Source organism: Pseudomonas profundi, from assembly GCF_008638305.1.
GTDB classification, from domain to species: Bacteria; Pseudomonadota; Gammaproteobacteria; order Pseudomonadales; family Pseudomonadaceae; genus Halopseudomonas; species Halopseudomonas profundi.
The window spans coordinates 62,241-88,627 of sequence record NZ_VTPZ01000011.1 but is presented as its reverse complement, the minus strand read 5'-3'; the positions used below and the strand labels follow the sequence as shown (position 1 = coordinate 88,627).

Annotated in this window: 27 protein-coding genes; 12 read left to right on the top strand and 15 right to left on the bottom strand. The window is 58.5% G+C overall.

Features of this window, described 5'->3' with window-relative positions; all coding sequences use genetic code 11:
• Positions 1-3: 3 nt before the first annotated feature.
• Positions 4-537: a nitrous oxide reductase accessory protein NosL gene (locus tag FZE95_RS14705; RefSeq protein ID WP_150301671.1), complete on the top strand. Its 534-nt coding sequence runs from the start codon at positions 4-6 to the stop codon at positions 535-537.
• A 544-nt stretch (positions 538-1,081) separates the two neighbouring features.
• Here the strand turns inward: FZE95_RS14705 and FZE95_RS14700 are convergent.
• The 10 genes from FZE95_RS14700 to ytfE all read right to left on the bottom strand — a co-directional run bounded on the left by FZE95_RS14700 (position 1,082) and on the right by ytfE (position 10,656).
• On the bottom strand, positions 1,082-1,585 hold the full coding sequence (locus FZE95_RS14700; protein WP_150301626.1) for a hypothetical protein: 504 nt from the start codon (positions 1,583-1,585) through the stop codon (positions 1,082-1,084).
• 199 nt (positions 1,586-1,784) lie between these two features.
• Positions 1,785-2,144, bottom strand: a complete 360-nt coding sequence (locus tag FZE95_RS14695) for a YbaN family protein (protein ID WP_150301625.1) — start codon at positions 2,142-2,144, stop codon at positions 1,785-1,787.
• Between the two features lie 25 nt (positions 2,145-2,169).
• Complete coding sequence (locus FZE95_RS14690) at positions 2,170-2,811, bottom strand: Crp/Fnr family transcriptional regulator (protein WP_190324580.1); 642 nt, start codon at positions 2,809-2,811, stop codon at positions 2,170-2,172.
• Positions 2,812-2,992: 181 nt separating this feature from the next.
• The gene (locus tag FZE95_RS14685; RefSeq protein ID WP_150301623.1) at positions 2,993-5,029 is read right to left on the bottom strand and encodes a nitric oxide reductase activation protein NorD; all 2,037 of its coding nucleotides are present in this window, start codon (positions 5,027-5,029) and stop codon (positions 2,993-2,995) included.
• Between the two features lie 6 nt (positions 5,030-5,035).
• Positions 5,036-5,839 carry a CbbQ/NirQ/NorQ/GpvN family protein gene (locus tag FZE95_RS14680; RefSeq protein ID WP_150301622.1) on the bottom strand — a complete coding sequence of 268 codons (804 nt, stop codon included), beginning with the start codon at positions 5,837-5,839 and terminating at the stop codon, positions 5,036-5,038.
• Positions 5,840-5,844: 5 nt separating this feature from the next.
• Complete coding sequence (locus FZE95_RS14675) at positions 5,845-7,230, bottom strand: cbb3-type cytochrome c oxidase subunit I (protein ID WP_150301621.1); 1,386 nt, start codon at positions 7,228-7,230, stop codon at positions 5,845-5,847.
• Between the two features lie 39 nt (positions 7,231-7,269).
• A complete protein-coding gene (locus tag FZE95_RS14670; RefSeq protein WP_150301620.1) occupies positions 7,270-8,103 on the bottom strand; it encodes a c-type cytochrome in 834 nt (277 codons plus the stop codon).
• Between the two features lie 386 nt (positions 8,104-8,489).
• Positions 8,490-9,665, bottom strand: a complete 1,176-nt coding sequence (locus FZE95_RS14665; protein WP_150301619.1) for an NnrS family protein — start codon at positions 9,663-9,665, stop codon at positions 8,490-8,492.
• A gap of 48 nt (positions 9,666-9,713) precedes the next feature.
• Positions 9,714-9,932, bottom strand: a complete 219-nt coding sequence (locus FZE95_RS14660) for a hypothetical protein (protein ID WP_150301618.1) — start codon at positions 9,930-9,932, stop codon at positions 9,714-9,716.
• Between the two features lie 10 nt (positions 9,933-9,942).
• Complete coding sequence (gene ytfE / locus FZE95_RS14655) at positions 9,943-10,656, bottom strand: iron-sulfur cluster repair protein YtfE (protein ID WP_150301617.1); 714 nt, start codon at positions 10,654-10,656, stop codon at positions 9,943-9,945.
• A 159-nt stretch (positions 10,657-10,815) separates the two neighbouring features.
• Between ytfE and norR the strand changes: the two genes are divergently transcribed.
• The 4 genes from norR (at position 10,816) to FZE95_RS14635 (ending at position 15,784) form a co-directional block, all read left to right on the top strand.
• Positions 10,816-12,354 carry a nitric oxide reductase transcriptional regulator NorR gene (gene norR / locus FZE95_RS14650; protein ID WP_150301616.1) on the top strand — a complete coding sequence of 513 codons (1,539 nt, stop codon included), beginning with the start codon at positions 10,816-10,818 and terminating at the stop codon, positions 12,352-12,354.
• 554 nt (positions 12,355-12,908) lie between these two features.
• Positions 12,909-14,345, top strand: a complete 1,437-nt coding sequence (gene ccoN, locus FZE95_RS14645) for a cytochrome-c oxidase, cbb3-type subunit I (RefSeq protein ID WP_150301615.1) — start codon at positions 12,909-12,911, stop codon at positions 14,343-14,345.
• Positions 14,345-14,575 carry a hypothetical protein gene (locus tag FZE95_RS14640; RefSeq protein WP_223825080.1) on the top strand — a complete coding sequence of 77 codons (231 nt, stop codon included), beginning with the start codon at positions 14,345-14,347 and terminating at the stop codon, positions 14,573-14,575. Before ccoN ends, FZE95_RS14640 begins: the two co-directional genes overlap by 1 nt.
• Positions 14,576-14,650: 75 nt before the next feature.
• Positions 14,651-15,784 carry an HPP family protein gene (locus tag FZE95_RS14635; RefSeq protein WP_150301614.1) on the top strand — a complete coding sequence of 378 codons (1,134 nt, stop codon included), beginning with the start codon at positions 14,651-14,653 and terminating at the stop codon, positions 15,782-15,784.
• 35 nt (positions 15,785-15,819) lie between these two features.
• Here FZE95_RS14635 and FZE95_RS14630 read toward each other — a convergent pair whose 3' ends face one another.
• Complete coding sequence (locus FZE95_RS14630) at positions 15,820-16,683, bottom strand: LysR family transcriptional regulator (RefSeq protein WP_150301613.1); 864 nt, start codon at positions 16,681-16,683, stop codon at positions 15,820-15,822.
• A 568-nt stretch (positions 16,684-17,251) separates the two neighbouring features.
• Positions 17,252-18,121, bottom strand: coding sequence for an EamA family transporter (locus FZE95_RS14625; protein ID WP_150301612.1), 870 nt, complete (start codon positions 18,119-18,121; stop codon positions 17,252-17,254).
• A 177-nt stretch (positions 18,122-18,298) separates the two neighbouring features.
• On the opposite strand from FZE95_RS14625, the gene FZE95_RS14620 reads away from it, so the two are divergent.
• Positions 18,299-19,174 carry a YihY/virulence factor BrkB family protein gene (locus tag FZE95_RS14620; RefSeq protein ID WP_150301611.1) on the top strand — a complete coding sequence of 292 codons (876 nt, stop codon included), beginning with the start codon at positions 18,299-18,301 and terminating at the stop codon, positions 19,172-19,174.
• Positions 19,175-19,323: 149 nt separating this feature from the next.
• Here FZE95_RS14620 and FZE95_RS14615 read toward each other — a convergent pair whose 3' ends face one another.
• Positions 19,324-20,094 carry an OmpA family protein gene (locus FZE95_RS14615; protein ID WP_150301610.1) on the bottom strand — a complete coding sequence of 257 codons (771 nt, stop codon included), beginning with the start codon at positions 20,092-20,094 and terminating at the stop codon, positions 19,324-19,326.
• A gap of 38 nt (positions 20,095-20,132) precedes the next feature.
• A complete protein-coding gene (locus FZE95_RS14610; protein ID WP_150301609.1) occupies positions 20,133-20,522 on the bottom strand; it encodes a DUF4398 domain-containing protein in 390 nt (129 codons plus the stop codon).
• A gap of 300 nt (positions 20,523-20,822) precedes the next feature.
• Between FZE95_RS14610 and gorA the strand changes: the two genes are divergently transcribed.
• Positions 20,823-22,187: a glutathione-disulfide reductase gene (gene gorA / locus FZE95_RS14605; RefSeq protein ID WP_150301608.1), complete on the top strand. Its 1,365-nt coding sequence runs from the start codon at positions 20,823-20,825 to the stop codon at positions 22,185-22,187.
• Positions 22,188-22,287: 100 nt separating this feature from the next.
• Positions 22,288-22,908, top strand: a complete 621-nt coding sequence (locus FZE95_RS14600; RefSeq protein WP_150301607.1) for a trimeric intracellular cation channel family protein — start codon at positions 22,288-22,290, stop codon at positions 22,906-22,908.
• Between the two features lie 25 nt (positions 22,909-22,933).
• Here the strand turns inward: FZE95_RS14600 and FZE95_RS14595 are convergent, their stop codons facing one another.
• Positions 22,934-23,428: a copper chaperone PCu(A)C gene (locus FZE95_RS14595; protein WP_150301606.1), complete on the bottom strand. Its 495-nt coding sequence runs from the start codon at positions 23,426-23,428 to the stop codon at positions 22,934-22,936.
• A 287-nt stretch (positions 23,429-23,715) separates the two neighbouring features.
• Here FZE95_RS14595 and FZE95_RS14590 point away from each other — a divergent pair, with 287 nt between their 5' ends.
• The 4 genes from FZE95_RS14590 (at position 23,716) to FZE95_RS14575 (ending at position 26,387) form a co-directional block, all read left to right on the top strand.
• Positions 23,716-24,075: a PilZ domain-containing protein gene (locus tag FZE95_RS14590; protein ID WP_150301605.1), complete on the top strand. Its 360-nt coding sequence runs from the start codon at positions 23,716-23,718 to the stop codon at positions 24,073-24,075.
• Positions 24,076-24,559: 484 nt separating this feature from the next.
• Positions 24,560-24,775: a dodecin gene (locus FZE95_RS14585; protein WP_150301604.1), complete on the top strand. Its 216-nt coding sequence runs from the start codon at positions 24,560-24,562 to the stop codon at positions 24,773-24,775.
• 277 nt (positions 24,776-25,052) lie between these two features.
• Positions 25,053-25,475, top strand: coding sequence for a CBS domain-containing protein (locus FZE95_RS14580; protein WP_150301603.1), 423 nt, complete (start codon positions 25,053-25,055; stop codon positions 25,473-25,475).
• A gap of 42 nt (positions 25,476-25,517) precedes the next feature.
• Positions 25,518-26,387, top strand: coding sequence for a D-hexose-6-phosphate mutarotase (locus FZE95_RS14575; protein WP_150301602.1), 870 nt, complete (start codon positions 25,518-25,520; stop codon positions 26,385-26,387).

The following is a 26,387-nucleotide window of genomic DNA, read 5'->3' as shown; positions in this document are numbered from 1 at the left end:
ATGATGAACTATCTTCACGGACGCAGCGCCCGCCTGGCTGCAATCGCCATGCTGAGTCTGGGCCTGTTGGCCTGTGGCAAGCAGGAGGAAGACGAAGTAACACGTGAGCCGGTGGCCTTCCATGAGGAAGACTCATGCCACGTTTGCGGAATGGTGATCAGCGAATTTGAAGGCCCGAAAGGACAGAGCGTCGGCAACGAAGGCGTACGCAAATTCTGCTCAACCGCAGAAATGCTCGGTTGGTGGCTGCAGCCGGAAAATCGTATCAGTGACGTTTCGTTGTTTGTGCACGATATGGGGCAGAGCGAGTGGAGCGCGCCCGACGACGCACATCTGATTGACGCGAAGCAGGCTTACTACGTAATCGATATTCCATTGCAAGGTGCTATGGGCGCGACGCTGGCGAGTTTCGCCGATGAGTCCGCAGCGCAGGCCATGGCCGAAAAGCACGACGGGCGAGTGTTGCGCTTTGAGGATATCGATCAGGACGTATTGCAGCAGGCCGCCTCTACCCAGCACGGGCAATCCATGCATTGATGCAACCCGCGGGTGTAGCGCGCCTGCGTTACGCCAGGTTCCGCATTCCACATCAACCCCGTCGGCGAGCAGGCGCTCACCAACCCCAGGAAGCCCCACCCCAGGAAGCCCAATCCTCGGAGCCGTGATCTGAACGCCAACCCTGGGGGTGTAGTGCGCCTGCGCTACGCCGGGTCCGCAGCAACACCAAACCCGCCAGGCGACTCCGAACGCAGGCCGAGCCGCACACCAACCCCAGGAAGCCCCACCCCAGGAAGCCCAATCCTCGGAGCCGTGATCTGAACGCCAACCCTGGGGGTGTAGTGCGCCTGCGCTACGCCGGGTCCGCAGCAACACCAAACCCGCCAGGCGACTCCGAACGCAGGCCGAGCCGCACGCCAACCCCAGGAAGCCCCACCCCAGGAAGCCCAATCTTCGGAGCCGTGATCTGAACGCCAACCCTGGGGGTGTAGTGCGCCTGCGCTACGCCAAGGTCGACCCACGGATGGACCGGTAAGCCAGTGCGTGCCAATCCATGCGTATACCGTGGCAGCCGAACCGCGGCTCAGTGACCGAGCTTCTTGAAACTGGCATCGTTGAAGTAAGCGGCGTAACTGTTCAACGCCCCCACCACGCGGATTGCTCCGTCGCGCCGCGCCTGATCCTCGGCCTCTCCCTGCAGAGCGTTGGCGCCGGCCATCAACTCGGCAATGATGAGATGTAACTGGGCATCGGCTTCGGCTTCCAGTTCGCAATTCTCGATCATGTATTTCACCTGGTCATTCACCTGTTGGGCGAGTGCTTCATAGCCGTCGTCAGAAAGTCGGTCATTGTGAATCTCCGGCATTAACGGGTGAATGTCTTGCCTCAGGATGCCCATTGCCTTACGCAGTGGGGCATCGGTCTCCCACTGGCTGCCGTTGTTCAGCCGCAGTGTGTGCTCGCCCATTTCATGTGTCTGGTGCGCTTCGTGGCCGTGAGCATGGGAATGGCTTTCGGCATGGGCAACGCCGATCGGTAATACCGCAAGGGTGATTGCCAGGCATAAGGCAGAAGTCTTGCTGGGCATGTTGATGTACTCCTGGATTGAACGTGAACGAAGTTTTTCGTTTCTTGATCTATGTCAAAGCAAGCTTCGTGCCGGAGGGTAAGCAGCTGATTTAAAAGCGGATTTAATATGGCGGGTCGAATGTACTACCTCGAAACAAGGTAGCTTTAACCATCAGGGTATTGAGAACCCGGGCAGCGCGCCCGGCCCCCCCCAGGCTTCAGCTTTCCGGGCGCGTCCAGAGCCAGATGGCAACACACAGCAGGAACACCGGCAGCAGCCAGCGGACGAGATCAGGGGCAGGAAGCAACCAGATCATGATTACGCTGCTCAGCATCAGCAGCGAAGCCATCCATTTGGCTTTACGCGGTACCGCGCGGTCATTACGCCAGTCGCGGATCAACGGACCATACCGTTCATGTGCTAACAGGCGGGCTTCCAGGGCAGGCCAACCCCGCGATCCAGCCCAGGCGGCAACCAGCAGGAATGGCGTCGTAGGCAGCCCCGGCAATACGATGCCCAGCGCACCCAGCCCGAGACTGACTGAAGCCAGCGTGCGCCATAATATTTGCCTGAACATGGATGCGACTTCCTGCTGATTACTCTCAGGCGAACTCGGCAAGCAGCTTGCTGACGCTGGGAATCTGGATATGACGGCCCTGGCTGCCGATCAGTCCGAGATCGCGCAGTGTCGCCATGGCACGCGACAAGGTTTCCGGCTTGATGGAAAGACGCGCAGCGATCAAGCCTTTGGGCAGACCAAGATCCAGCTCCACGGTATCTTCGGAGCGGTCCTTGATCTGGCTGACCAGATAAAGCGCGAAGCGCTGCGTGGCATTTTGCAGTGTCAGGTTTTCCAGCTCATCGAGACGCTGGTGCAGACGCACACTCAGATGCCCGAGCAGTCTCAGGCAGGTCTGTGGATTGCTTTCCAGACTGTGCAACATGAGTTTGTTCGAGAAGCCTGCCAGCTGTACGGGCTGCAATGTCTCGGCACAGACGGGATACACCGGGCGCTGCATGAACATGACGGCTTCCGCGAAGGTGTGGCCTGCCTGAATAACCTCAACCACCTTTTCTTTACCATCCGGTGATATGCGGAAGAGTTTTACCGCACCTTCCAGCACCAGGAAAAACCGGTCGGCCGGATCACCCTGGCGGAAAATCAGGGCCTGGGCCGGGTATTCCCGGTAAACGGTCTCTGCCAGCATTTCCGCCTGAACATCCGCCGGAAATGATGACAGCATCGGATGCTGGAGGACTCGATGATGATGTTGCGCAGGCAGTTGCATGATCTGGATTCGCGTTTGGACGTGCGTGGGAGGGTAAGCAGTTGATTTGCATCAAGCCATGCCTCTTTATGGGTAGATGATAACCGAGGCTACCGATGGCTTCTACCGCGCGCCTGGCCCTGGAGGGTGCAGGGCTCTAGATCAGCAATCGCCTGATCCATTCCAGCAGTACGGCGGGTAGCCGTTGAGGGGAAGGCAGTAGTGCATAGCGATGGGCACCGAAGACCTTGGGCAAATAGGCTGCGGCCTGTCTGTCGATGGTCAGACAGAAGGGGAAAATCCCTTGCAGGGATGCTTCGTTGACGGCCTGGCGCATATCTTCGACGCCGTACTGCCCTTCGTAATCATCAATGTCGTTAGGTTTGCCGTCGGACAGCAGGATCAGCAAACGGTGCTCGGCGGCCTGCTGCATCAGGCCGCTGGTAGCGTGACGCAGGGCTGCGCCGGCGCGGGTGTAATGTTCCGGTTCCAGAGCAGAAATGCGAAGGGCTACCGCATTGCTGTAGCGCTCCTCGAAACGCTTCAGTTCACGTACGGTAACGCCACCGGGGCCCTCACCGGAAAACGCCTGGACAGAATAGGGCTCGCCCAGGCTCTCCAATGCCATGCATACCAGCAGAACGGCTTCACGCTCCACATCAATGATTCGTCTGTTGCCTGAGACCCAGGCATCAGTCGACCCGCTAACGTCGATCAGCAGGGTGATCGCGACGTTCCGGCGGATGGCGCGGCGGGTCTGATAGAGTGCATCGGAGCGCGGAAGCCCGGCTCGAAAATCTGCGTGGTTCTCCAGATAGGCGTCCAGATCGATATCGTCGCCGTCCTGCCTGCGGCGCAGCAGCACCGGCTCTGCGCGTAGCATCTCGAAGTGGCGGCGAATGGAATTCAGCATCGGACGATGCTTCCTCAGCGTTTCGTCGACCCATTCCTGTGGACCGGCCACCGCATCAAGCAGCCGCACCGTGGCACCGGGATCGCGGTAGCTGCTGCTACGATAATCCCATTCCGGATAGCGAATCCGGTTGCCGCGCGGATCACTGCGTCCCGCTACGCGTCGTGCACGCTCCTCCGGCGGATCATCAGTCAGCAATACCTCCTTGGGCCTGCCCGGGGTGGAAATCAGTCGGGCCTCCGGGAGCTCGGAGACAAGCTCGCCGTATTCCGCGGCGCTGGCAGCATCGTCCAGATCAACCGGGCGTTTGAGGCCCATCGGATCCTCTGCATGCTCATGGCCTCCCTCAGGATGCACCATCCAGGGACCCGGGCCGGAATCGTCGTCTTCATCTTCCTTGGCTTCGCGTATCGTCGGCCGACGCTCCAGCCTGGCACTGCGGGGGGCAGCAGGCTCATGGTCCGTCTCGTCGGTCGCGCCAGCGGGACCTGTCTTGTTCTCATCGAATACCGGGGCGGGCTTGAGTGCACCGGTCCAGCAATCCGGGTAAAGCGGATGCAGACCCAGCAGCCGTTCGGATTGTTCGTCTGGGGCAAACTCGGGCGCCAGACTGGTGGCCATCCGCAGGGACTGCTCCGCAGTGGCGCAGAGCAGATCCGCTGACGGATCACCACAGGGTCGCTCGAGCAGCCGACGCAGGAATACCTCGAGTTTCTGGCGTGGCGGAGAGAACCGTTCCAGTTCAGGTCGGTTCTGTAGAGCCTGCTGCCGGGCGATATCAAGCGCGCCGCGCATGCCGGGCAGCAGTCGGCTTAGGTCTTCGTCAGCATTTGAGGCTTCGAGCAGCAGGTACAGATCGCGTACCAGCGGTTTCATGTTCGCCGTGATGAGCGTGGCGCTACCGCGCTGAATGCGCATCGCCTGTTGCAGTGCAAGCACTCGGTACCAGGATGATCCCAGCGCCATGTCAGGCGTGCCCGCATCGCGCGGAAGCCAGATGCTGCAGCCGTCCGTTGCGGGTATGGCAGCGCGGGTCCGCGGCGCAGGATCACGCCTGAACAATAGCGTCAGCAGCGTTGAACGCGCTCCCGCCTGCGCAGCGCGGATCGGGTAGCGATTGGCAAATACGCCAGTGCATAGCAGATCCAGGCGACTGGCAACGTCGTTCAGCGTGACCAGCACCGGACCCGGAGGAGGGGGACGATACCGACGCCAGAGGTTGCGGGTGAAAATCGTGGCATAGCGCGCGGCGTCGGTGATTACGTCTTCAGCTTCGGCCATGATTACTCAGATAAAGGTGGCGTCGACAAGGTCTCGCATGGCGGCGACCAGTGATTCGTCGTCGGACAAAGGTGATATTACCGCTGCGTAGCAAGCCGTACGCGGCTGGATGCCGCTGGCAATCAGATTGGCGGCGGCAATCAGCAGACGCGTGCTTGGAACCTCTGCCAGGCCATGATCACGTAACTCTCGCAGGCGTAGCGCGAGAGCTACCAGTGCGTGGGCGGTGGGCTCGTCTATTGCGCCTTCGGTAACAACGATCCGGGCTTCCTGCTCAGGCGGCGGGAAGTCGAGATCCATTGCCACAAAGCGCTGGCGGGTACTCGGCTTGAGATCCTTCAACATCCGCTGGTAGCCCGGGTTATAGGACACCACCAGCTGGAACCCGGGAGCCGCCACGAGCTGTTCACCGGTCTTGTCCAGGGGCAGGATACGGCGATGATCGGTAAGCGAGTGCAGTATCACCACGGTGTCCTGGCGCGCCTCGACCACTTCATCGAGATAGCAGATGGCGCCTTCGCGTACAGCGCGTGTCAACGGCCCGTCCTGCCAGACGGTGTCGTTGGCCCGAATCAGAAAGCGGCCGACCAGATCACTGGCAGTCAGATCGTCATGACACTGGACAGTGACCAGCGGTCGGCCCAGTTTCCAGGCCATATGTTCGACGAAACGGGTCTTGCCGCACCCTGTCGGCCCTTTGAGCATGACTGCCAGGTTGCGCGCATGCGACTGTTCGAACAGCTCGACCTCGTCTCCGCTGGGGATATAGAAGGGCGCCTCACCCTGCTGCGGAGGCGCTTGTGTGGACATCACAGTCAAACCTGGGACCTCGCATCGTCAGTGACCGGTTCGCGCGGCGATAGCTGTTCCGTGTCGTCCGAGATCATCAGCCGTGGCGGGAACCGGAAGAAGTCGTAGATGAACAAGCCTACCCCGGTCACGAAGATCGTTCCTGTGGCAATCAGCATGAGGAAGTGGACCTGAATTTTCAGCTGCGCATCCAGATAGCCCATGCCCATTACCCGTTCGAGGTAGACCTGGCCAATGCCTGCAGTGGCGAAGGACAGGGTCATGCCGAACATGCCCGCCAGCTGCAGCCAGAAAGCCCAGTAGCCCATGGTGGTTCCTCCCTCGGGACGACCCCGGGTCAGTGCCGGCAATGCATAGCTGATCATCGCCAGGTTGATCATCACGTAAGCGCCGTAGAACGCAGCATGGCCATGCATGGCGGTGATCAGCGTCCCGTGGGTCCATTTGTTGATACCCGGCCAGGTGTGCGCCAGGCCGAGCAGACCCGCACCAAAGAGGGTGAAGACAGCACTGCCCACCGCCCAGTGCAACGCCAGCGCGTTGGGGTGTGCCATACCCGAGCGGCGGATGGCACCGTAGGCAAGCACTGCCATGCCGACCAGCGCGGCTGGCTCAAGCGCACTGAACAGGCCGCCGAGGGGCAACCAGTAGGTTGGCACGCCAACCCAGTAATAGTGGTGAGCTGTACCCAGAATGCCTGCGATGAATACCAGTGCAACGATCACGTACAGCCATTTTTCCATGACCTCGCGATCCGCGCCGGACAGGCGGATCAGCAGATAGGCGAGGAACGAGCCCATGATCATCATCCAGACGCCTTCCACCCACAGGTGGATGGTCCACCAGCGATAGAAAATCGACACGGTGTAGTTTTCGTAGTGCAGCAGGGCAGGGATGAACAGCACGGCAGAACTGACCAGACCGAGTAACAACACCCCTTCGGTAGTGGTAAAACGGCCGGACTTCTTGATCGTCATACCGATGTTGTAAAGGAAGATACCCATACACAACACGATGACCAGTTTCTGCGGTAATGGTTGTTCCAGCAACTTGTTACCGGTGCCGTAACGGAACAGGTAACCGATAATCGCTGTGACGCCCATCAGTACCCAGAGTATCAGCTGAATGTATGCCAGCTTGACGCTGTGCAATTCGCGTCTGGATTCCTCGGGTACCAACCAATATGTACCGCCCATGAATGCGGCAAGCACCCAAACAATCAGCAAGTTGGTATGGATTACCTTGGTCACATCAAAAGGCAGGACGTATAACAGTGGATCCGGTCCAAGATATTTGGTGGCCGATAATAGGCCGAATACCATCTGCAATCCGAATAGCCCCATCGATACTGCAAAGTACCAATAAGCAACCGACTGGGATTTATAGCGCATGATTGTTCTCCGTCAACTTTTTCTGGCGCGCGGCGCGATTCATCTGAGCGAGGTCAAATAGGCCACCAGGTGGTCTATCTGCTCTTCGGTCAGGCTTTCCGGATAAGTAGTTGGCATGAACGACACGCCGTCAGCCGAAAACATGCTGCCTGGCACCAGGTGTGCGCTGGGACTCACAATCGACTCGCGAATATAGCCCTCGACGTCAGCGGCTTCGCCGCCGTAATCGCCGGAGGCGAGCAGCTCTTCAGTACGACCCACCAGGCCAGCCATGGAGGGTCCCGCCATGGTCACGCCCGGCGCGGTGGAATGACAGGCGTTACAGGAGGGCACCGCCGAGTTGAACAGCTTTTCCCCCAATGCCCGCGGGTCGGATCCGCTTTCCACCGGCGTAACGCTGGGGTCAGTCGTCACATCCGCTCCGGGTGTATGCTGCGCGAGGCTATTGGTTACCAGAATTGGACGGGGTGGCCAGCCCTGGTTGTCAACGTTCGCGACCCAGTCAAGAAAAATGATCAGGTCGTTGATCTCTTCTTCGCTCAGATCCTGCTTGGGCATGAGCCGGCGATGAATTTCTTCATCATAGAAATTGGATGGATCACGCATATAGGCTTTCAGATACGCCTCGCCTCTATGCTGCGTAATCTTGGTGAGATCTGGCGCGTAATAGGCACCTTCGCCAAACAGGGTATGGCAGTTGATGCAGTTATATTTATGCCATACATCCTTGCCGTGAGTAACCTGAGGCGTAATGGTTTCCGCGTTGGTAAGTTCTGGAAATTGCCGATGGCTGTCGACCGTGAGGATCAGAAATACCAGAGCCGAAATCGCCGTGGAGGCTATAGCGAATATTCTGGTTTGTCTTTTATTCATTTTTTTCAGTCCGCCAGATTGTCAAAGGAACCCCTGAAAGTCATACAGAGATGCCGTTCCAGTATTTGATTGACATGAATGCGGCATAACCAATGGCAACCACCATAAAAAACAGTACGGCATAGCCGATAATTTTCATGGAGCTGACTAAGCGTTGCATAGAACCCCCGGCGCTTTAGTTGAGTCACGTGCTTTAGTGATAGCAGCGAACCGGGGTAGGGGCAAATTCAGGCGGGGGAAATAAAGAGGTATTGATTGACCGCGAGACGCAGTTTAGAGGGGGCAGTTCAGGATAAGGACCCGGAACTAGCAGAAAGTCGACCCGGATAGTTGCTGTTCAGGCACGAACCGGGCGTCCGGAAGCCGGTCGCCCGCGAGCATATTGACTAACCCGGTCGACCATCAGGACGGGGCTTGCACAGCAGAGGCGCGTAGTACCAGAGGTAGAGAGCAAACGCGAGGCTCCAGCAGAGCACGGCGAGCCAGAAGCCGGCCAGGGCAGACCATTCGATCAGCCAGACCCGCGCCGGTACCGCCACGCTGAGCAGAATGAAAGCGAGATTCATGTAGCTCGGTGGTTGTAGCGGCCGGCCAGTGTGCCCGAGCGTTACGCGGGCCAGCATGGCGAGAATAAGGCCGGACATCCCGCCGATGGCGAGCAGATGGGTCGCCTGGCTCAGGCCGATTTCCCAGCCCGCATGCCACATCGCCATCGCCAACAGCGCCGCGGCCATCCAGGCGTAGGCTACGTGCAACGACCACAGCAGTGGCACACGCCATATGCCCGGATCGTACCAACGCACCAGGCGTACAATCTGTCCTGCTGCCACCAGCAGATACAGCGGTATCTGCCAGGCGCTGGCTGCCAGCCCCCGGCCGCTGAGCATCAGCGCTGCTATAAGGACGCTGCCCACGAGAAGCGCTGTATCCAGCCAGGGCAGAGCAGGCGATGCCGCAGGCAGATTCAGGCCTCGCTGGGTGAAAAATGGAATGACCCGCCCGCCAATCACCGACATGAGCGCAGCCACCAGCCACAGGGCGCCGAAGACGCCGCGCCGCTGCAGAGAATCATCTGCGGTCTGAATGCCGATCATTGCGCACAGGTTGCACAGCGCGAGGAGTCCGAGCACCACCAGAATGGGAAAATTTCGATACTGACGGACCTTCCACAGATTCCAGCCGAAGGCGATGGCAACTGCCGGAAGAAAAGCCAACTCCAGGGGCAGCAGAAGCCACATGGGCGCGTTGACCAACCAGGCCAGGCGTGCCGCCAACCACAGTCCTGCCAGCAACACCAGAGGTTTGCCACTCAGTCCAGGCACGCCTGTCCAGTTCTGCACGGCGGTCAACAGAAACCCGGCCACAATGGCTACCGAAAAGCCGAACAACATTTCGTGCCGATGCCAGGCCAGCCAGCCGCCAGAGGGCTGCCAGTCCGGGAGATACCCCAGAAAGGCAGCGATCCACAGGGGGATGGCGAGCAAGGCATACGCAGCGCCGGCCAGGAAAAAAGGCCGGAAGCTCAACCCGAACAGGGCGATCGGTCTGCTACTGCTTTGCATAGTGTTCTCTCTTGCTCAATCAATGGTCATGCGTTCGTTCGGCAGGCATCAGCAGGTCCAGACATTGCGCTGGCGAAGCCGGGCTGTCTTGCCCGGCCTCGGACTGCGTGGTCCGGTGCCCTGCTTGTACTCGACACGACCGAAGCCATTCTGGCCAGCCGGTCGGCCGCTGCTCCTGCCGCTCTGGCCACTGTAGACGAAGCCAGCTGTAAAGCGATCAACCAGCCGCTGCCCAAAGGGCCGCGACGAGCCGGTATTACCGTCCATGGATCCTTCCTCACTTGCCAGAGCAGACAGAGCAGCAGCTATCTGCTGGAGCGTCGACGAGACGCGGACTGAAGGCGAACAGAATATTGTTCTCCAGGTGAATGTGCTGCATCAGATCCTGGCGAAACTCATCAAGCCCGCGGTACAGCGCTTGCCAGGTGTTGCAGGCACCGACAGGTGCAGTGATGTCATTGGTAAGCCTCATCAGCTCGTCCAGTGACTCGCCGTGCTGGTCATGCTCGAAGCGCATGACGCTGACGGGACCTGCCGCTGCGTTCTGCTGGCCTTCAATCAGCATCGGAAACAGGATTTTTTCCTCTTTGAGCATGTGGCTCTCAAGTTCCTGCTGCATGGTGTCGAGGTGGTCAGCCAGACCGTTCGAGCAATTCGGACGCTGCCCATGCACCTGCTCGACGCGCCGAGCCAACCGGATGAGCTCAGGCAGTTGGTCCCTGTGGACATCGTGGTAGCGCTCAAGAATATGCTCGATCAATGCCGAGGGCGCAGCCTGCTGCCAATCGGTACCGGTTGAAGTATCCGCCTGCAGACTGCTCAGCTCGGCGCTGAGCGACTGGGCGTTTATCTGCTTGCGATTGGCTGCTTCGGCCAACGTTATATGCCCGTTGCAGCAGAAATCCAGCCGGTGTGCATGAAATACACGGGTTGCGCCGGGAATGGAGCGGGCCAGATCGCCCAGCGGAGTGTTCAGGTAATCAGGTGTCATGGCGATATCTCAATGGGAGAGTTGTTCGTTGCTCAATACACCGAGCAAGCGCTGTGCCATGTTTCAAGCATTTGAATTTCAATGAAAATTAGTATAAAAGGGTCGCTTGTACCCACTCTTCAAAGGGTAATAAAACCCTTGTAATGGTTAATTAAACCCATGATTGAACCCTTGATACTGCCTGACCTGGTGGCCGAGCTACCCGCAGCGGTGCGCATGCAGCGGCTGGTCCATGTGTTGCGCGAGCATTTCCAGTGCGGCGCCGTGGTTTTGCTACAACGATCCGAGGATTGCCTCAAGCCGCTCGCAGCTGCCGGCCTGGTACAGGAGGCGCTCGGACGCCGTTTCGAGATAGCCAGCCATCCACGGCTGGCGGCGCTGATATCGAGAAAGGAGCCAACCTGGTTCGATCCGGACAGCCCGTTACCCGACCCTTACGATGGCTTGCTTGACAGTTCACCTGGCGAGCCGCTGCCCGTGCACGATTGCATGGGCGTCAGTCTGTATGGTGAAGGGCGCCTGTGGGGCGCGTTGACCATGGATGCGCTGCGCGCCGGCACGTTCGACGAGGCGGCGAGACGCGAATTGCAGGCACTGATTCCACTGATCGAAGCCTGCGTGCGGGTCACCCGACTGGAACAGGAAAACCGCACGCTGCGCCTTTCCAGAACCGGCGAGCATCCCGGACTGCCGGCAATAGACGAGCACGTGCTTGGCCACAGTCCGATTATCACCGGGCTTCTCGAAGAGCTGAGCGTGGTGGCTGATTCCGAGCTTCCGGTGCTGTTGTCGGGTGAGACCGGTGTCGGCAAGGAGTTGTTCGCGCGCTGGGTGCACAGCAATTCGCGCCGCGCGGACAAGCCGCTGATTCATGTGAACTGCGCCGCCTTGCCAGAGACCTTGGCCGAAAGCGAACTGTTCGGCCACGTGAAGGGCGCATTTTCCGGTGCGATGACAGACCGGGGAGGGCGCTTTGACGCAGCGCACGGAGGAACCATCCTGCTGGATGAAGTCGGTGAGTTGCCGCTTTCCATTCAGGCCAAACTTCTGCGTACGTTGCAGAATGGTGAGATACAACGAATCGGCGCAGACAAGCCGATCAAGGTCGATGTGCGGATCATTGCCGCCACCAACCGAAAGTTGGCTGAGTCCGTGGCGGCCGGAGATTTCCGAGCCGATCTCTATCATCGATTGTCGGTCTATCCGGTGCCGATCCCACCTCTGCGTGACCGGGGCAATGACATCCTGCTGCTGGCCGGGCACTTTCTTGAATTGAACCGAATCCGTCTGGGCGTGCGCAGTCTCCGTCTCTCCCCTGAAGCCGAGCAGGCGCTGCTCGGATATCAATGGCCGGGCAATGTCCGCGAGCTCGAACATGTCATCAGCCGCGCCGCGCTCAAGGCGCTCGGTCGTAATGGTTCACGCCAGGGCATCATCAGCCTCGAAGCGGCGCATCTGGATATCGCGTCCACTGCTCAGGTCAACGAGCCGGTAGCTGATTCCCTTTCCGCTACGCCAGGCGATGGCGTAGGGGAGTTGGCGAGCCTCAGGCAGTTCACGGATGCCTGTCAACGCCAGCATCTTCGCGCGGCGCTGGAGCGTGCGAATGACAACTGGGCAGCTGCGGCGCGGATGCTCGATATCGATCCCAGTAACCTGCACAAGTTGGCGAAACGTCTGGGCCTGAAAGCAAGCTGAGCGCAGCCTGAACCCCGGCGGTGCAGCTGCCGCCGGGGCCTGGCGCGAAGTGCAGGGCAATCCTGCCGCCTATGCTGTTTACTTTTGCCCTGGGGAGCCCAGGCCATCCCTGCCCATAGCATCGATCTGCTTCGATGCGACTTGATCTAAATCAAATATTATTGAACTCAACCACAATTTTTATTCGTTTGTGGTGAATCATTTCTGCGCCGACAATACCCGCCTTTCTGAAACAGCGCCTTGGCTGCGCTATTTCTAGGGTCTGTTGACGTTTCATCGCGGCCGCGACGAAGGCCCGTTTGGTGCAGAACAAGGCGCGAGGAGTGAAATTTGGTTGTTCCAAATGAGCGACGAGTAACGCAGTGCTGCGCTAAACGGGTCCCGTCCCTACGGGTTGCGTGGCAAATGACGCCATGCGGCGTTGCCGGACTTGGCAAGGGAACAACCATTACCTGCGTCCCGCGCCTTGCATGGCGTCATTTGACACAGCAACGCGGCTCGCGATGAAACGTCAACAGACCCTAGCTGTCTGCAACCAACTTCCAGGGAGATTTATGAGTCGTCCAGCCGAGCCAACCGCGACGTATAACTACCAGGTGGTCCGCCAGTTCACCATCGCAACGCTGTTATGGGGTGTGATCGGTATGACGACCGGTGCGTTTATCGCTGCTCAGCTGGTCTGGCCCACCCTGAACTTCGACCTGCCCTGGGTCAGCTTCGGCCGACTGCGGCCGATTCACACCAATCTGGTGATTTTTGCCTTCGGCGGCGGTGCGCTCTTCGCAACATCCTTCTACGTGGTGCAGCGCACCAGCCGCGTTCGGCTGATATCAGACCGGCTGGCTCAATTCGTATTCTGGGGTTGGCAACTGGCGCTGGTGGCGATCATAGCGACTTATCTGCTGGGTTACACAGCGAGCAAGGAATACGCTGAAATGATCTGGCCGATTGCGACCTGGATGACACTGGTCTGGGCTGCCTACGCCTGGCTGTTTTTTGGCACCATTGCACGGCGTACGGTCAAGCATATCTATGTCGGCAACTGGTTTTACGGCGCCTTCATCATCGTCACCGGCATGGTTCATGTGATCAACCACATCTCGGTACCGATATCCTTGACGGAGGCGTACCCGGTCTATGCCGGCGCCACCGATGCGATGATCCAGTGGTGGTACGGACACAGTGTGGTCGGCTTTATTCTCTCGGTCGGCTTCCTGGGGATGATGTACTACTTCGTACCGAAGCGGGCAGAGCGGCCGATCTACTCGTACCGGCTATCCATCGTGCACTTCTGGGCCATCATCGCGCTGTACATCTGGGCGGGACCCCACCATCTTCATTACACGGCGTTACCGGACTGGGCGCAGTCTCTGGGCATGGTGATGTCGATCATTCTGCTTGCGCCGAGCTGGGGCGGGATGATCAACGGCATGATGACGCTGTCTGGCGCCTGGCACAAACTGCGCACCGATCCGGTCCTGCGGTTTTTGGTGGTCGCGCTAGCCTTCTACGGCATGTCCACCTTTGAAGGGCCGATGATGGCTATCAAGACGGTGAACGCCCTGTCCCATTACACCGACTGGACCATTGGTCACGTGCATGCCGGCGCACTTGGGTGGGTGGCAATGATCAGTATCGGCACTATTTATCACATGCTGCCGCAGCTGTACGGCCGCAAGGAGATGTACAGCGTCGGACTGATCAATGCGCATTTCTGGATGGCGACTATCGGCACCGTTTTGTACATCGTGGCCATGTGGGTGAACGGCATCACTCAGGGTCTGATGTGGCGAGCGGTCAATCTCGACGGCACCCTGACCTATTCCTTCGTCGAGGCGCTCTCGGCCAGCCACCCGGGTTACGTGGTGCGCCTGATCGGCGGCGGCACCTTCGCAGCCGGCATGCTGCTGATGGCAGCGAATTGCTGGCTGACCATTCGCCGCCCCACACCCGTGCAGGAAACCCTGCAGACTGCGCAGGCGGTCAACTGATGGGTGTGTTGATGCTGTTTTCTGTTGCGCTGCTCAGCGCACTGTGCCTGACACTGGTTCTTGGCGGTATGGACGAGGAGCGGATTGAACAGGCTGCGCTGATTCCCTTTGCCGATGACCCCGACGCCGCCGAGCAGCTGACGCTGGAGACAGGGCGGCGCTGCGAGAAGGTTGTCGAGCCGGTCGCGGAACCGTTGAAGCATGCTTCGGTCGCTTATCTGGATGCCTGAACTGCACTCTTTTTGATTCGCCTGGCTGGTTGCGTGCGTCTGGAATTGCGCGGCCAGCTCGTTTTCTGGAGTCCCATGTTGCAACAATTCTTTCTGCTGTCGGCGCGCGTCGCTGGATGGCTACCGCAAGCGATGATAACGCGGCCTGGTGAATGGCTGCGCTTATCGGTCGGCCTGGTGCTGGCGCTGGGAACCAGCGCCTGGCTTTGCCAGTTCCTGTTCGGACATGACATCGTCGTCGCGTTGACCGGCCCGCTGGCTGCGTCTGCAATTCTGCTGCTCGCGGTTCCGTCCGGCGCCCTGGCTCAACCATGGTCGCTGCTCGGCAGCTATCTCGTCGCAGTGACCGTCGCGTCGGTACTGGCTACGGCATTCGGGGCAAGTATTGCAGTCGCTTGCCTGGCTGCGGGGCTGACTCTGCTGTTGATGTTCCCGCTACGCTGCTTGCATCCGCCGGGCGGTGCCATGGCGTTGGTGCTGGTTTTAGCGGGCAACTGGATCGAAGGCCCAGGTTGGGCGCTGGTGCTGCCGGTGATGACTGCTGCGCTCAGCATGTCGGTTTGTACACAGGTGTTCAACCATTTGACCGGCGCCAGACATGCCAAAACAACCGAGCCAGGCAACACCCATCACACGATGGATCCGGTCGCTGAGCGCAGAGTCGGTATCACCGATGAAGACCTGGATAGCGCTCTGGACGAATTCGGCGAGTTCGTCGATATCAACCGCGAAGATCTGCAACAGATCGTGCGCAGCACTGAGCGTTCGGCGATGCGCAGACATATGCGCGACACCTGCGCCGCCCAGGTCATGTCACGCGATGTGCTATCGGTTACGCCGGAAACAAGCGTATTGCAGACGCTGCAGATGCTGCGTCACCACCATGTAAAGACCGTGCCGGTTATAGATCAGAACGGAGTGCTGGTGGGTATTGTCAGCCTGGGCGATCTGATGGGGCAGGTCGACGCCTCGCCCGGCAGGCTGTTTGCGGCGCGAATGAAAATCTGGCGCGATCAACCAGTAAGTAAATGGATGACCAGCCCGGTGATCAGCGCAGACAGCCGCACGCACATTGTTGACATGATTCCGTTGATGTCCCGGCACGGGCTGCATTCGTTACCGATAATGGATGACGGCAAGCTTGTGGGGCTGGTTACCCAGACCGACCTGATCGCAGCGTTGCATCAGGATCTGTTGATGCATCTCTAGAACCCCGAAAACGCAGGTGGCAGAGCAGGGCGCGATTAGAAGAATGTATCGCGACGTCGGGACCAGCCTCGATTGCTGTGGGTCACCTCTCGGAGCAGGCTGAACGCCCGATGCAGCGCGTCGGACTCCTGCCTGCGGGCATATACCAGATAGGTCGGAAAACTGAACTCGGGCGCCTGCGGCACGCGTTCGAGCACACCCTCGTCGAGATAGGACTGAACCACGCGGGTGCGAAAGTAGCCCGCGCCACCGTTCTCTATGATGTATTGCAAACCGAGCGGGCCCAGATTGAAGCTGACCGGAGCGCGAACGCGTTCTGGCAAGGCGGCATCGTGCAGCCGACGAAAGCTTTCGCCCCAGTCGATATACACATAGGGGTCGGGTTTTTCCGGAAGGCGCACCTGGATGAGCTTTTCTTCCAGTAACTCTTCCACCTGGAGTCCAGGCAGGTATTCGGGCTGGTAAACCAGGGCAGCGTCCAGCGTGCCGTCCTCAACACGCCGCATCAGCTGGTGGGTTTCACCCATCTCCGCACGTACTGTGTGCGTCGGTATCTGCTCCCGCAACAATCCCACCCAATCCAGCATCAGCGGATTGCACAGACTCGGCTCCGCGCCGAGATTGAGAACGCTGCGATGCCCTTCAGGCAGGGGTAGATTGCGTTGCGCGGCATCCCAGGCCTGAACCATCTGATTGGCATGCACGACGAAGATTTCACCTTCAGCGGTCAGTCTGGCGCCGGAACGATTGCGTATGAACAATGTGCAGTTGAGCTGGGCTTCGAGGGACTGGACCCGTGCAGTCACGGCCGCCTGGGTCAAATGCAGACGCTCCGCGGCGGCGATGAAACTGCCGCCGCGAACGATTTCCAGGAAAGTACGTGCCAGTGCTGTGTCCACAGAGGATTCCGGTCAGTCGATAACGAGCCAGGCAGCTGTCCGGCGCTGCGATTGATAATTTCGCGCTACAGAGGTCGGCTGCGAACAGATCCACACAAGGTGCAATTGGACTCGGCAGAGGTCAGCGCCGATTGCGGTGCGTCGCCATTGCACGCCTCGCATGGACGGCTTTCCGTCACCACCATGGTGGGTGTGCCGAGGAATCTGAAAAGTCCCCTGACGAGGCCGATCAAGCCCGCGAAGGTGGTGAGTGCAGCAAGAATGAATGCGAGTTTCTGGACTGGATCCGACGCAGCAACAGCGGCGCCTGCCTGTTCAGTATCAGTGCCAAGCAGTAGCATGCCGGCCGAGCCGGATACGGTCAGAAGAAGAGGGGCAGTGAATACCTGAGCGCACTGCTGAAGTCTGAGTCGATTGATAACTGGTCCTGCCCTGGTTGCTCGCCGAGCCGATCATAACACAGGATTTTCGACCAGGCCCGCGCTGCGCTTCACCTGTTCGGGTGGAACTTGTTTCCTTGCTGGTAGCCCTGTAGCGCCCATTCCAGAGCATTCCACTCGAACAGCTATCAGCCGCGCGCGCCGCGCCATCGAGGCCAATGCGCGTTTACCCAGAGGGAAATTCCGATGATTGACCCGCCGAGCAGGAGCCGTTGAAGATCCGCCTCCTGGTTCCAGATGAGCAGATTGACGACAAGCCCGGCAGGGATCAGCGCGTTATTCATGATGCCCAAGGTGCCGGCGTCGACCTGCGTCGCACCCCGGTTCCAGAAGAAAAATCCCAGGCCCGAGGCGGCCAGACCCAGCCAACCCAGAACGCTCCATTGAACGGCATTGTGCGGCAGCTTTTGCGCATCACCCAGCAAGAACCAGGCGGGCAAGGCTACGACCAGGGCGCCAATAAAGAAGAATCCAAACCCGCTCCATTGCTGACGCACGTCGACCTGATGGTGTCGTACCAGATGGGCGTAGCCGATTTGCCCTGCGGCGAAGGTCATGTTTGCCAGCTGCAGTAACAGGAAGCCGCGAATATAACTATCACTGAGCCCGTCATAACGGATGACCGCCGCGCCCAGCACTGCAATCAGCGTTGCTACGACCGGGCCAATGCTGAACCGACGTTGTAGCAGGTTGTCGGCCAGGGCGACGTATAACGGCGTGAAAATAGTGAAGAGCAGCACCTCGGGTACGGTCAGCAACTCGAACGACAGATACAAACAGATGTAGGTCACGCCAAATTGCAACGCGCCGATCAGCAGCAAGCCGGGAATCATGCCTCGGGGTAGTTGCGCCGGGCGCAGAAACGCGAGAAACAATAACCCTGCCAGGATGATCCGTGTCAGTACGGAGAAATAGCTATCGACCTGACCGGCAAGATATTCGCCTATCAGGCTGAAGGAAACCGCCCACAACAGCGTGACGGCGATCAAGTTGAACATGCAGCCTTACTCCGTTACACAGCCAATGGTGCGGGCCGCATGGTAATCGCTGATTGCTCAAACGACAAACACGATGGCTCTGTCTCAGCCATTCCGGCCGGTCGCGGCTTAACCAAACCGAACTACCTACGCCGGGCGTCGTCAGAACTTCAACCACTCTGATTCGGGGACAATTGTATGGCGATCTTGAACACGGGCGACATTGGTTGGGGCACCCTGGCCAAGCGCACTCTGAAGGAATTCGGTGCGGATGACATGTCGTCGTACTCTGCGGCATTGGCATACCAGGCACTTTTCTCGATATTTCCTTTCATTCTGTTTTTGATGGCAATGCTTGGCTTCCTGCATCTGCCGCAGTTTTTCGACTGGTTGCGTTCGCAGGCAACGACAGTACTGCCTGAAACCGCAGCGGAGCAGATAAACCCGGTGATTGATCAGCTGCAATCGCAAAACGGCGGGTTACTGTCGTTCGGGATTCTGATCGCGCTCTGGACGTCATCCGCAGGGATGCGTTCGCTAATGAACGCAATGAACAAGGCCTATGATGTGACCGAGGCGCGTCCGACGTGGAAGGTTTTCCTGCTATCCATCGTTTACACCATCGGTATTGCCATCGTGCTGCTCGCTATAGCCGCCATGATGATCATGGGACCGCAGGTCATGGAATGGTTGGCCTCGCAGGTCGGCCTGCAAGATATCGTGGTGACCATATGGACCTGGGCGCGTTGGCCCGTCGCGATATTTCTGATGATGCTGGTGGTTGCGCTTCTCTATTACATCGCGCCGAACGTGGAACAGAGCTTCCGCTTCATCACGCCGGGGTCGGTGGTCGCGGTTATCGTCTGGATCGCCGCCTCTCTCGCTTTTGGCTATTACGTACAGAATTTCGGAAACTATGACGCGACCTACGGAAGCATCGGTGCGGTCATTGTATTGATGCTGTTCTTTTATATCTCCGCTGCGGTATTGCTGCTTGGCGCGGAAATAAACGCCGTGATCGAACACGCCGCACAGGACGGCAAGAACAAAGGGGACAAGGAGCTGGATTCGTAAGGTGAATGAGCGACTGTTCTGCAACAGGCGCTACCCTGGAAGGGGCCGCGACCACGGGCCAAGCTGCATGAACAGCTCTGACACAAACGCCCACGTCCTTGGCGGACGCGGGCGTTTGTGTTGCGTGTATTACGCGGTACAGAGACGATCTAGCGTGACGGCACTTCCTGTTCGTCATGCGAGATGGTGACTTCAACCCTGCGATTCATTGCTCGGGATGCGGGAGTATCGTTGCTGGCCACCGGATGGGCCTTGCCCAGACCCACCGTGTCGATGCGGTCCGGTTCGACGCCTTCACGCACTAACGCATGACGCACCGAATCGGCGCGAGCCTGCGATAGCTGGAGGTTGTAGGCGTCCGAACCGGTGCTATCGGTAAAACCTTCGATCAGGATCTTGCGCTGCGGATTGTCGTTCAGGAATTCTGCCAGTGTGCGAATGGTCGAATTGGCAGCGGGTTTGAGATCCGCCTTGTTCACGTCAAACAATACGCTCTCAAATGTCACGACCGAGCCGCGCTCGGTTTCCTTGGCGTTGAGTTGTTCGCGGAGCTGTTCAATCTCCTTGTCGCGGGCTTTGAGTCGCGTTCGCGCGCGTTCTTCCGGCAGGCTTTCGTATGCCTCTTCAGCCGTACGCAAGACGATCGTCTGGCGCGCCAGCTCGGCTCGGCGGTCTGCCAGATAGGATAAATGGTCGACCTTGCTTTGGTCCGCGCCTTTATTGAGCGCCTTTTCAGCTTCCTCGAGCGTTGACACCGCATCCTGGGTTTCGATAGCGGCATACTGGCGGGCATCCGGATGGTTCTGCAGATCACTTACATTCTGCTGGGCTTTGTCGAAATTGGGGTTGGTCTGGGTCGCACACGCCGTTACCAGCAGGCTCACGGCGAAACAGGCGGGTAAAGCGAAATATTTACGCATGGCGCTACTCCTTGCAAAGCAAACAAATGGGCCGGGGTTCAATTGCTGCGGCGCAGGCTTTCTTCCCGCAATTCATTGGTGCCTTCTTCTGCCTGGCGCAGTGTATAACGCGCTTTTTCTGCCCGCGCCTTGCGCTCGGCTACCCGCGCGTCCCATTCGGCCTGTTCAGCCAGTCGTCTGGCCTTGTCATATTGTTCATCGAGGTTGGCCTGCTCGGCCTCGGACAGCTTTTCTCTTGCCTTGCGCAACTCCACTGGCGCGTACTCTGCGCCCTCGGCAGTATCCGCGTCGGTGACCGCCTGCTTGGCGACGGCAAGTTGCGTAGTGGGTGGTGGGGTGCCGGCACAACCCGCGAGGGTTACCGCAGCACCAAGCGTTACGGCAGCTAGCAGCCGCTTGGGGGCGTGCGAAAAGAAATGATCAGACATAGTCCCAACTCCAGAATTCAAGGTCTGCTGACCTTGCGGTTACGGATATACGATCTACGTCTCCGTCACTGGCTGCACCTCGTGCAGAGCCTGAAAAAGTGCTGGCTTGTGCGCTGTGGTTGCCCAGAATGGAGATTTCGCAGTTCCGGTACATACGCCAATTCGACAACGCATAGGCTGTAACTGTTCAGTTGCAGCGTTCCGTTTAGCGTCGGCACGACCGCTCCGCACAGAGCAAAGGGTGTCTCGCCCTGCGAATTGATCAGGTATGCTGATGCTTTTGCACAGCGGGAACAGAGCATGACGCAATACGATTTTGACCTTTTTGTTATCGGTGCGGGTTCCGGCGGGGTTCGGGCGAGTCGCATGGCGGCGGCGCTGGGCGCGCGGGTTGGCGTAGCGGAAGACCTTTATCTGGGCGGCACCTGCGTAAACGTCGGCTGCGTGCCCAAGAAGCTGTTTGCCTACGCCGCGCATTTCGCCGAGGACTTTGAAGATGCAGCCGGGTACGGCTGGGATCTGCAGCAGGCCGGGTTCACCTGGAGCCGTCTGCTGGAGAACAAGAACATTGAGATCACCCGCCTCAATGGGATCTACCGCAACCTGCTGGTTTCCGCCGGCGTGACCCTGGTCGACGGGCGCGCACGTTTCGTCGATTCGCATACGGTGATAGTTGGCGATACCACCTACAGCGCTGAACGTATTCTGATCGCTACCGGGGGCTGGCCACATATCCCCGAATTCCCGGGCAACGAGCACGTCATCAGTTCCAATGATGTGTTCTTTCTCAAGGAGCTGCCGCGGCGCACGGTTGTTGTCGGCGGCGGTTATATTGCCGTCGAGTTCGCCAGTATTTTCCACGGCCTCGGCTGCGAAACCAGTCTGCTGTACCGCGGCGATCTGTTCCTGCGTGGCTTTGACAAGGATGTGCGCGAGCATATGGCGCATACCTTTGAAGCCAAGGGGCTGGATGTGCGTTTCAATGCTGATGTGGCGCAAATCGACCGGCAGGATGACGGCAGCCTGAAAGTAGCGCTCAAAAATGGTGAGACGCTGGAAACCGATCTCGTGCTCTACGCGACCGGGCGCCGTCCGAATCTGGCTGGGCTGGGCCTGGAAAATACTCAGGTCAAGCTCGACGACAACGGGTTTGTAGCGGTCGATGAGCTGTATCAGACAAGCGATCCGGCGGTCTTCGCCATCGGAGACGTTACCGACACCGTACAGCTGACGCCTGTGGCCCTCGCTGAAGGCATGGCGCTCGCCCGCCGTCTCTACAAACCGGATGAATACATCCCGGTCGATTACGACAATATCGCCACGGCAGTGTTCTGCATTCCCAATATCGCCACGCTCGGCATGACCGAAGAGCAGGCCAGGGCAGGGGGGCATCGTCTAAAAATCTACGAAAGCCGCTTCCGCGCCATGCGCAATACCCTGGCCGGCCGCGGGGAGCAAAGTTTCATGAAGCTCATTGTCGACAAGGATAGCGACCGCATACTGGGCATTCACATGATTGGTCCTGAAGCGGGCGAAATCCTCCAGGGACTTGCCGTTGCGGTAAAGGCCGGCGCGACCAAGGCGGTATTCGACGCAACGCTTGGGATCCATCCCACGGCCGCAGAAGAGTTTGTCACCATGCGTACCCCGACGCGGGAAGACTAGACTCTGGCAAAGGGCGTCGCGAGTCCGGTCAGGCCAGCTCCTGGTTGCCATCCGGATCGCGACGCGTTCGGCGAATCCATTAATGTGCGGGGCCTGGCGGATGACATGGTTCTATGCATTTGACCTGTTCGGGGTCGCGGTCTTCGCGATCACCGGCGCGCTCATGGCTGGCAGAAAGTCGATGGATCTGCTGGGTGTGCTGGTCATTGCGATCATCACCGCACTGGGCGGCGGCACGTTGCGTGACGTCATTCTCGATCGTCACCCGGTGGTCTGGATCCGCGACGATAGCTACATTCTGGTGGCGATAGCTGCGGCGCTAGGCACCGTGGTGTGGGTGCGTCTGACCCGGCCTATCCATGAGACGGGTTTGCTGGTCGCCGACGCCTTTGGTCTTGCGGTATTCACGGTGATCGGTACGCAGGTAGCAATGGCCACGGAAGTCCCCCTGAGTGCTGCAGTGATCATGGGGGTCATGACCGACGTAGCGGGGGGTGTGCTGCGCGATATCATCTGCAATGAAATTCCGCTGATTTTCCACAAGGAAATCTACGCCACGGCAAGCATTCTCGGCGCCTTGCTTTACACCACGCTTGCGCCGCTGAAGCTGCCGCCGGGCCTGGATGTGGCACTGGCAATGTCTTCGGTTCTGTTGATTAGGCTGGCCGCCATCCGTTGGCAGCTGCAGTTGCCGCGTTTTCATCTACTCGATCGTGACTGAACGCACCAATTGACCCAAGCGCTGCTCACTGTGCATGGTTGTGTGCGGGTTTGGCAGGCTTTTTCTTTGCTGCCGGCGCCTCTTTATGCACCGCCACCTCGACATCCACCGTCCCCGCTTGCTCAAAACGCAACGTCATGGGGAATTTCTCGCCATCAACCAGCGGCTGCTGAAGGTTGATCAACATGATGTGATAACCACCTGGCTCCAGCGTAACGCTCTCGTCTGCGTCAATACTGAGGTCGGCCGCCTTCTGCATCTTCATCAGACCTTCGGCATGGACGTGTTCATGCAGCTCCGCAGACTCGGCCGCAGGGGTCTCGATCCCCAGCAGGCGGTCGCCCGTCTCACCGTTGTTATCGATCCGAAAATAGGTCGCACCCGTCGTGGCCGTAGGAGGCATGGCGCGGGCCCAGGGGTGATCGATAAAAAGGCTTTCAGCCTGATAATCATGGGCAACGGCAGGGCCGGCCATACTCGCGGCAGCGACAAGCGGTAGGACGTATTTTTTGAGGTTCACTGGTGACTCCGGCAGCTTGGTTGACTATCCCAGAGTAGCGGGCCGACCAGCTGCTGCACAGTAGGTGCGACCTATTGAAGCTGCTCAGGACGATTTGAAGGCAACCATAAGGCGGGAAGGCTGCAATTGATTTTCGATAGTGGCATATTGACATGTGACTCAGGTTCCAGCCTTTTATACCCGATCGATGAACTGTGATTGAGTTGACCTAAAAGCACAGCCGGGCGACTTCTAGCCCGCCGGCAAATACCGCAAACTCTCAAGCAAGTGCCAGCCAGGAGTCTGTGATGCATAACACAGTGGATGAGCAACAAATGAACGAAAGACGAAAACTGGAGCGTCACAGAGTGAGCAGCAGCCTTGAGGTCTACGATCTGAATACTGGCGATCTGTTGGGTCGAGTCGTCGACCTGCACATCGAAGGTCTTATGTTGTTAAGCGAGAAACCGATTGAGATGTTCAAGTCCTACGCGCTCCAGGTGAACCTGCCGATGACGCTAAACGGCATCACTGAATTCATGCTGGACGCCGAGAGCAAATGGCGTCGCGAGAGCATCGCAGGCGGCCAGTACTGGACCGGTCTTCAGTTCACCCACCTGCCTGACGACTCCCGCCACTGTATCGAGAAGATGGTCGCCAGCCGTTAGCATACGCCCCTTGCAGAACTTATAAACCCGCCTCGGTGCTGCCCACAGCACCGAACCTGGCCCGGCTAAATTCAGGGCTTTTTCACAAAAATGAAGCCATTGTCGGCCACGACAAAATGATAATCGTTCTCATTGACATAAGTTATTGAGCGACTAGTATCTGTAAACCCCAACGTTTACGGAGAAAAACCATGGCAGCAGCAACACAAATGGCAGGTTCCTGCCGCCTCCTTCGTCAGGCCTGGCGCGCTCTGCAGCAACAAAGCTCCTTCCAGCCGCATACCGGGAGTGATCGTCGCGATAACGCAAGCAGTGACACCCCTCGCCAACGCTGAGTGGGCTTTCCCGGTACCGCTTGTTGCCGATGGGTACTAGGCAGGCGAGGGCAGCGCTACACCCCGGTACCGGGGCAGCACCCTTGTGTTTGAACTAACAATCGCATCCTTTGCCATACAGATACGACAACCCGGAATTGGAGATTCGTATGTCAGATCACGTGTACAAGAGAGTGGAAATAGTTGGTTCCTCGACAACGAGTATCGACGACGCCATTCGTACGGCTATCGCTCAGTGCAGCAAGACCGTCCATAACGTGGAATGGTTTGAGGTTCAGGAGACGCGTGGCCATGTCGAAAATGGCCAGGTTGCGCACTTCCAGGTAGTGCTGAAGGTGGGTTTTCGTATCGACGCCAGCTCCTAATCCCCTCTCTCGGCATAGGCGTCCCATCCTGGGACGCCTGCACCTTATCGCTCATTCCCCGATTTTCTCCCGAACGCCAGCACCCCGACTGTAGCTCATCGAAAGAGTCCGCCGAGCGTTCGCTAGTGTTCACACCCGCCAAGCCTGATCCAGCTGGCCCCACCGGTTTCAAAGCAGTCACCCAGGTCTTGTCAGTCGCTGCAACTTTCCCGCGGGGCGCGAGTCACCAATAGGACACAGGGCTCAACCGATCCCATCGTCTGCAGGAGGACCTCCCATGCAAGTCAGTCAGGTAATGACCTCACGGCCTGAGTTCACCGATGCCGATACCAGCATTCGCGAGGTCGCACAAAGGATGCTTGAGCAGGAGAGTGGCTTTGTGCCGATTGCGGACGGTGAAACGCTGGTGGGCGTCATTACCGACCGCGATATGGCGCTGCGGACACTTGCGCACGGCAAGGCTGCAGATGACAAAATCAGCACCATCATGACCAGGGATATTCTGTTCTGCTATGAGCAGGACGAAATCAGCGACGTGCTACGCCAGATGCGCGAGAAGCAAGTCCAGCGCCTGGTTGTGCTGGTTAATCCTAACGACAAGGATTTCATCGGCGTCGTATCGCTAAGCGATATAGCCGACAAGTGTGACAGCGCCGAAATGGCCAAACGCGTCGTGGAGTGCTGCAAGCACTATCATTAACCTAACGGTTTCCAACAGGTTTCAGCTCAAAAAGGATCTTTCATGAACGTAGATGTGGCGGTTGCTTCCAAGGAAATCAGTGTCGTGCGCAACATACATGGCCGCGAATTTCTCGAGATCAACCATCCCGCCGTGCAGGCTCGGATAGCTCTGGAGGGCGCTCACATTGTGTCCTGCGTACCAGCCGGGGAAGAACCGTTATTGTGGATGAGCCCTGTTGATCCAGAAGAACCAGGCAAGCCACTACGAGGTGGTATTCCGATCTGTTGGCCGTGGTTCGCTGGAGAGCGGCCAGGACCCGCGCATGGCATAGCCCGTACCAGCCCCTGGATACTCACCGACACGAACAGCGCGCCCCATCAGCTGCGACTCCTGCTCGAACTGCCTGAAAAAACCATCAGCCAACAATTGCCTGACGAGAAGTGGCGACTGCAGGCGGAGTTCCTGCTGGGACAGAGCTTGTCGATAAACCTGACCACCACCAACGTTGGTGACACACCACAGGTATTGAGCCAGGCGTTGCATACCTACCTGCCGGTACACAGCATTCATTCGACTCAGCTCTGGGGGCTGGAAGGTGCCTCGTATGTTGACCAGGTATCGGGCGTCGCGTCCAACATGCAGCACGGTGCCGTAACATTCTCAGGCGAGGTCGACCGAATCTACTACGATCATCCGTCACCGCTTCAGCTTGAGCATGGCGAGAGTCAGCGGGTCATGGTCTCGCGCGGCGGAAGTCAATCCGCGGTGGTATGGAACCCGTGGATTGATAAGAGCGCACGACTCAGTCAGTTTCCTGATGACGGCTATCTTGGAATGGTCTGCATTGAAGCCGCGAACGCAGGTCCGGACGCAAGGATTCTGGAACCAGGTGAATCCCATACACTGAGCACTGAAATCAAACGCGTCTAA

Bases quoted from the DNA above. Each gene is read 5' to 3' on its own strand.
- FZE95_RS14690 (WP_190324580.1), bottom strand. From the start codon at position 2,811: ATGCTGTCATCATTTCCGGCGGATGTTCAGGCGGAAATGCTGGCAGAG.
- FZE95_RS14615 (WP_150301610.1), bottom strand. From the start codon at position 20,094: ATGCGTAAATATTTCGCTTTACCCGCCTGTTTCGCCGTGAGCCTGCTG.
- FZE95_RS14705 (WP_150301671.1), top strand. From the start codon at position 4: ATGAACTATCTTCACGGACGCAGCGCCCGCCTGGCTGCAATCGCCATG.
- FZE95_RS14665 (WP_150301619.1), bottom strand. From the start codon at position 9,665: ATGCAAAGCAGTAGCAGACCGATCGCCCTGTTCGGGTTGAGCTTCCGG.
- FZE95_RS14670 (WP_150301620.1), bottom strand. From the start codon at position 8,103: ATGAATAAAAGACAAACCAGAATATTCGCTATAGCCTCCACGGCGATT.
- FZE95_RS14635 (WP_150301614.1), top strand. From the start codon at position 14,651: ATGTTGCAACAATTCTTTCTGCTGTCGGCGCGCGTCGCTGGATGGCTA.
- FZE95_RS14610 (WP_150301609.1), bottom strand. From the start codon at position 20,522: ATGTCTGATCATTTCTTTTCGCACGCCCCCAAGCGGCTGCTAGCTGCC.
- FZE95_RS14620 (WP_150301611.1), top strand. From the start codon at position 18,299: ATGGCGATCTTGAACACGGGCGACATTGGTTGGGGCACCCTGGCCAAG.
- ytfE (WP_150301617.1), bottom strand. From the start codon at position 10,656: ATGACACCTGATTACCTGAACACTCCGCTGGGCGATCTGGCCCGCTCC.
- ccoN (WP_150301615.1), top strand. From the start codon at position 12,909: ATGAGTCGTCCAGCCGAGCCAACCGCGACGTATAACTACCAGGTGGTC.
- FZE95_RS14695 (WP_150301625.1), bottom strand. From the start codon at position 2,144: ATGTTCAGGCAAATATTATGGCGCACGCTGGCTTCAGTCAGTCTCGGG.
- FZE95_RS14680 (WP_150301622.1), bottom strand. From the start codon at position 5,839: ATGTCCACACAAGCGCCTCCGCAGCAGGGTGAGGCGCCCTTCTATATC.
- FZE95_RS14600 (WP_150301607.1), top strand. From the start codon at position 22,288: ATGACATGGTTCTATGCATTTGACCTGTTCGGGGTCGCGGTCTTCGCG.
- FZE95_RS14575 (WP_150301602.1), top strand. From the start codon at position 25,518: ATGAACGTAGATGTGGCGGTTGCTTCCAAGGAAATCAGTGTCGTGCGC.
- FZE95_RS14590 (WP_150301605.1), top strand. From the start codon at position 23,716: ATGCATAACACAGTGGATGAGCAACAAATGAACGAAAGACGAAAACTG.
- norR (WP_150301616.1), top strand. From the start codon at position 10,816: ATGATTGAACCCTTGATACTGCCTGACCTGGTGGCCGAGCTACCCGCA.
- FZE95_RS14640 (WP_223825080.1), top strand. From the start codon at position 14,345: ATGGGTGTGTTGATGCTGTTTTCTGTTGCGCTGCTCAGCGCACTGTGC.
- FZE95_RS14700 (WP_150301626.1), bottom strand. From the start codon at position 1,585: ATGCCCAGCAAGACTTCTGCCTTATGCCTGGCAATCACCCTTGCGGTA.
- FZE95_RS14685 (WP_150301623.1), bottom strand. From the start codon at position 5,029: ATGGCCGAAGCTGAAGACGTAATCACCGACGCCGCGCGCTATGCCACG.
- FZE95_RS14660 (WP_150301618.1), bottom strand. From the start codon at position 9,932: ATGGACGGTAATACCGGCTCGTCGCGGCCCTTTGGGCAGCGGCTGGTT.
- FZE95_RS14585 (WP_150301604.1), top strand. From the start codon at position 24,560: ATGTCAGATCACGTGTACAAGAGAGTGGAAATAGTTGGTTCCTCGACA.
- FZE95_RS14580 (WP_150301603.1), top strand. From the start codon at position 25,053: ATGCAAGTCAGTCAGGTAATGACCTCACGGCCTGAGTTCACCGATGCC.
- gorA (WP_150301608.1), top strand. From the start codon at position 20,823: ATGACGCAATACGATTTTGACCTTTTTGTTATCGGTGCGGGTTCCGGC.
- FZE95_RS14625 (WP_150301612.1), bottom strand. From the start codon at position 18,121: ATGTTCAACTTGATCGCCGTCACGCTGTTGTGGGCGGTTTCCTTCAGC.
- FZE95_RS14675 (WP_150301621.1), bottom strand. From the start codon at position 7,230: ATGCGCTATAAATCCCAGTCGGTTGCTTATTGGTACTTTGCAGTATCG.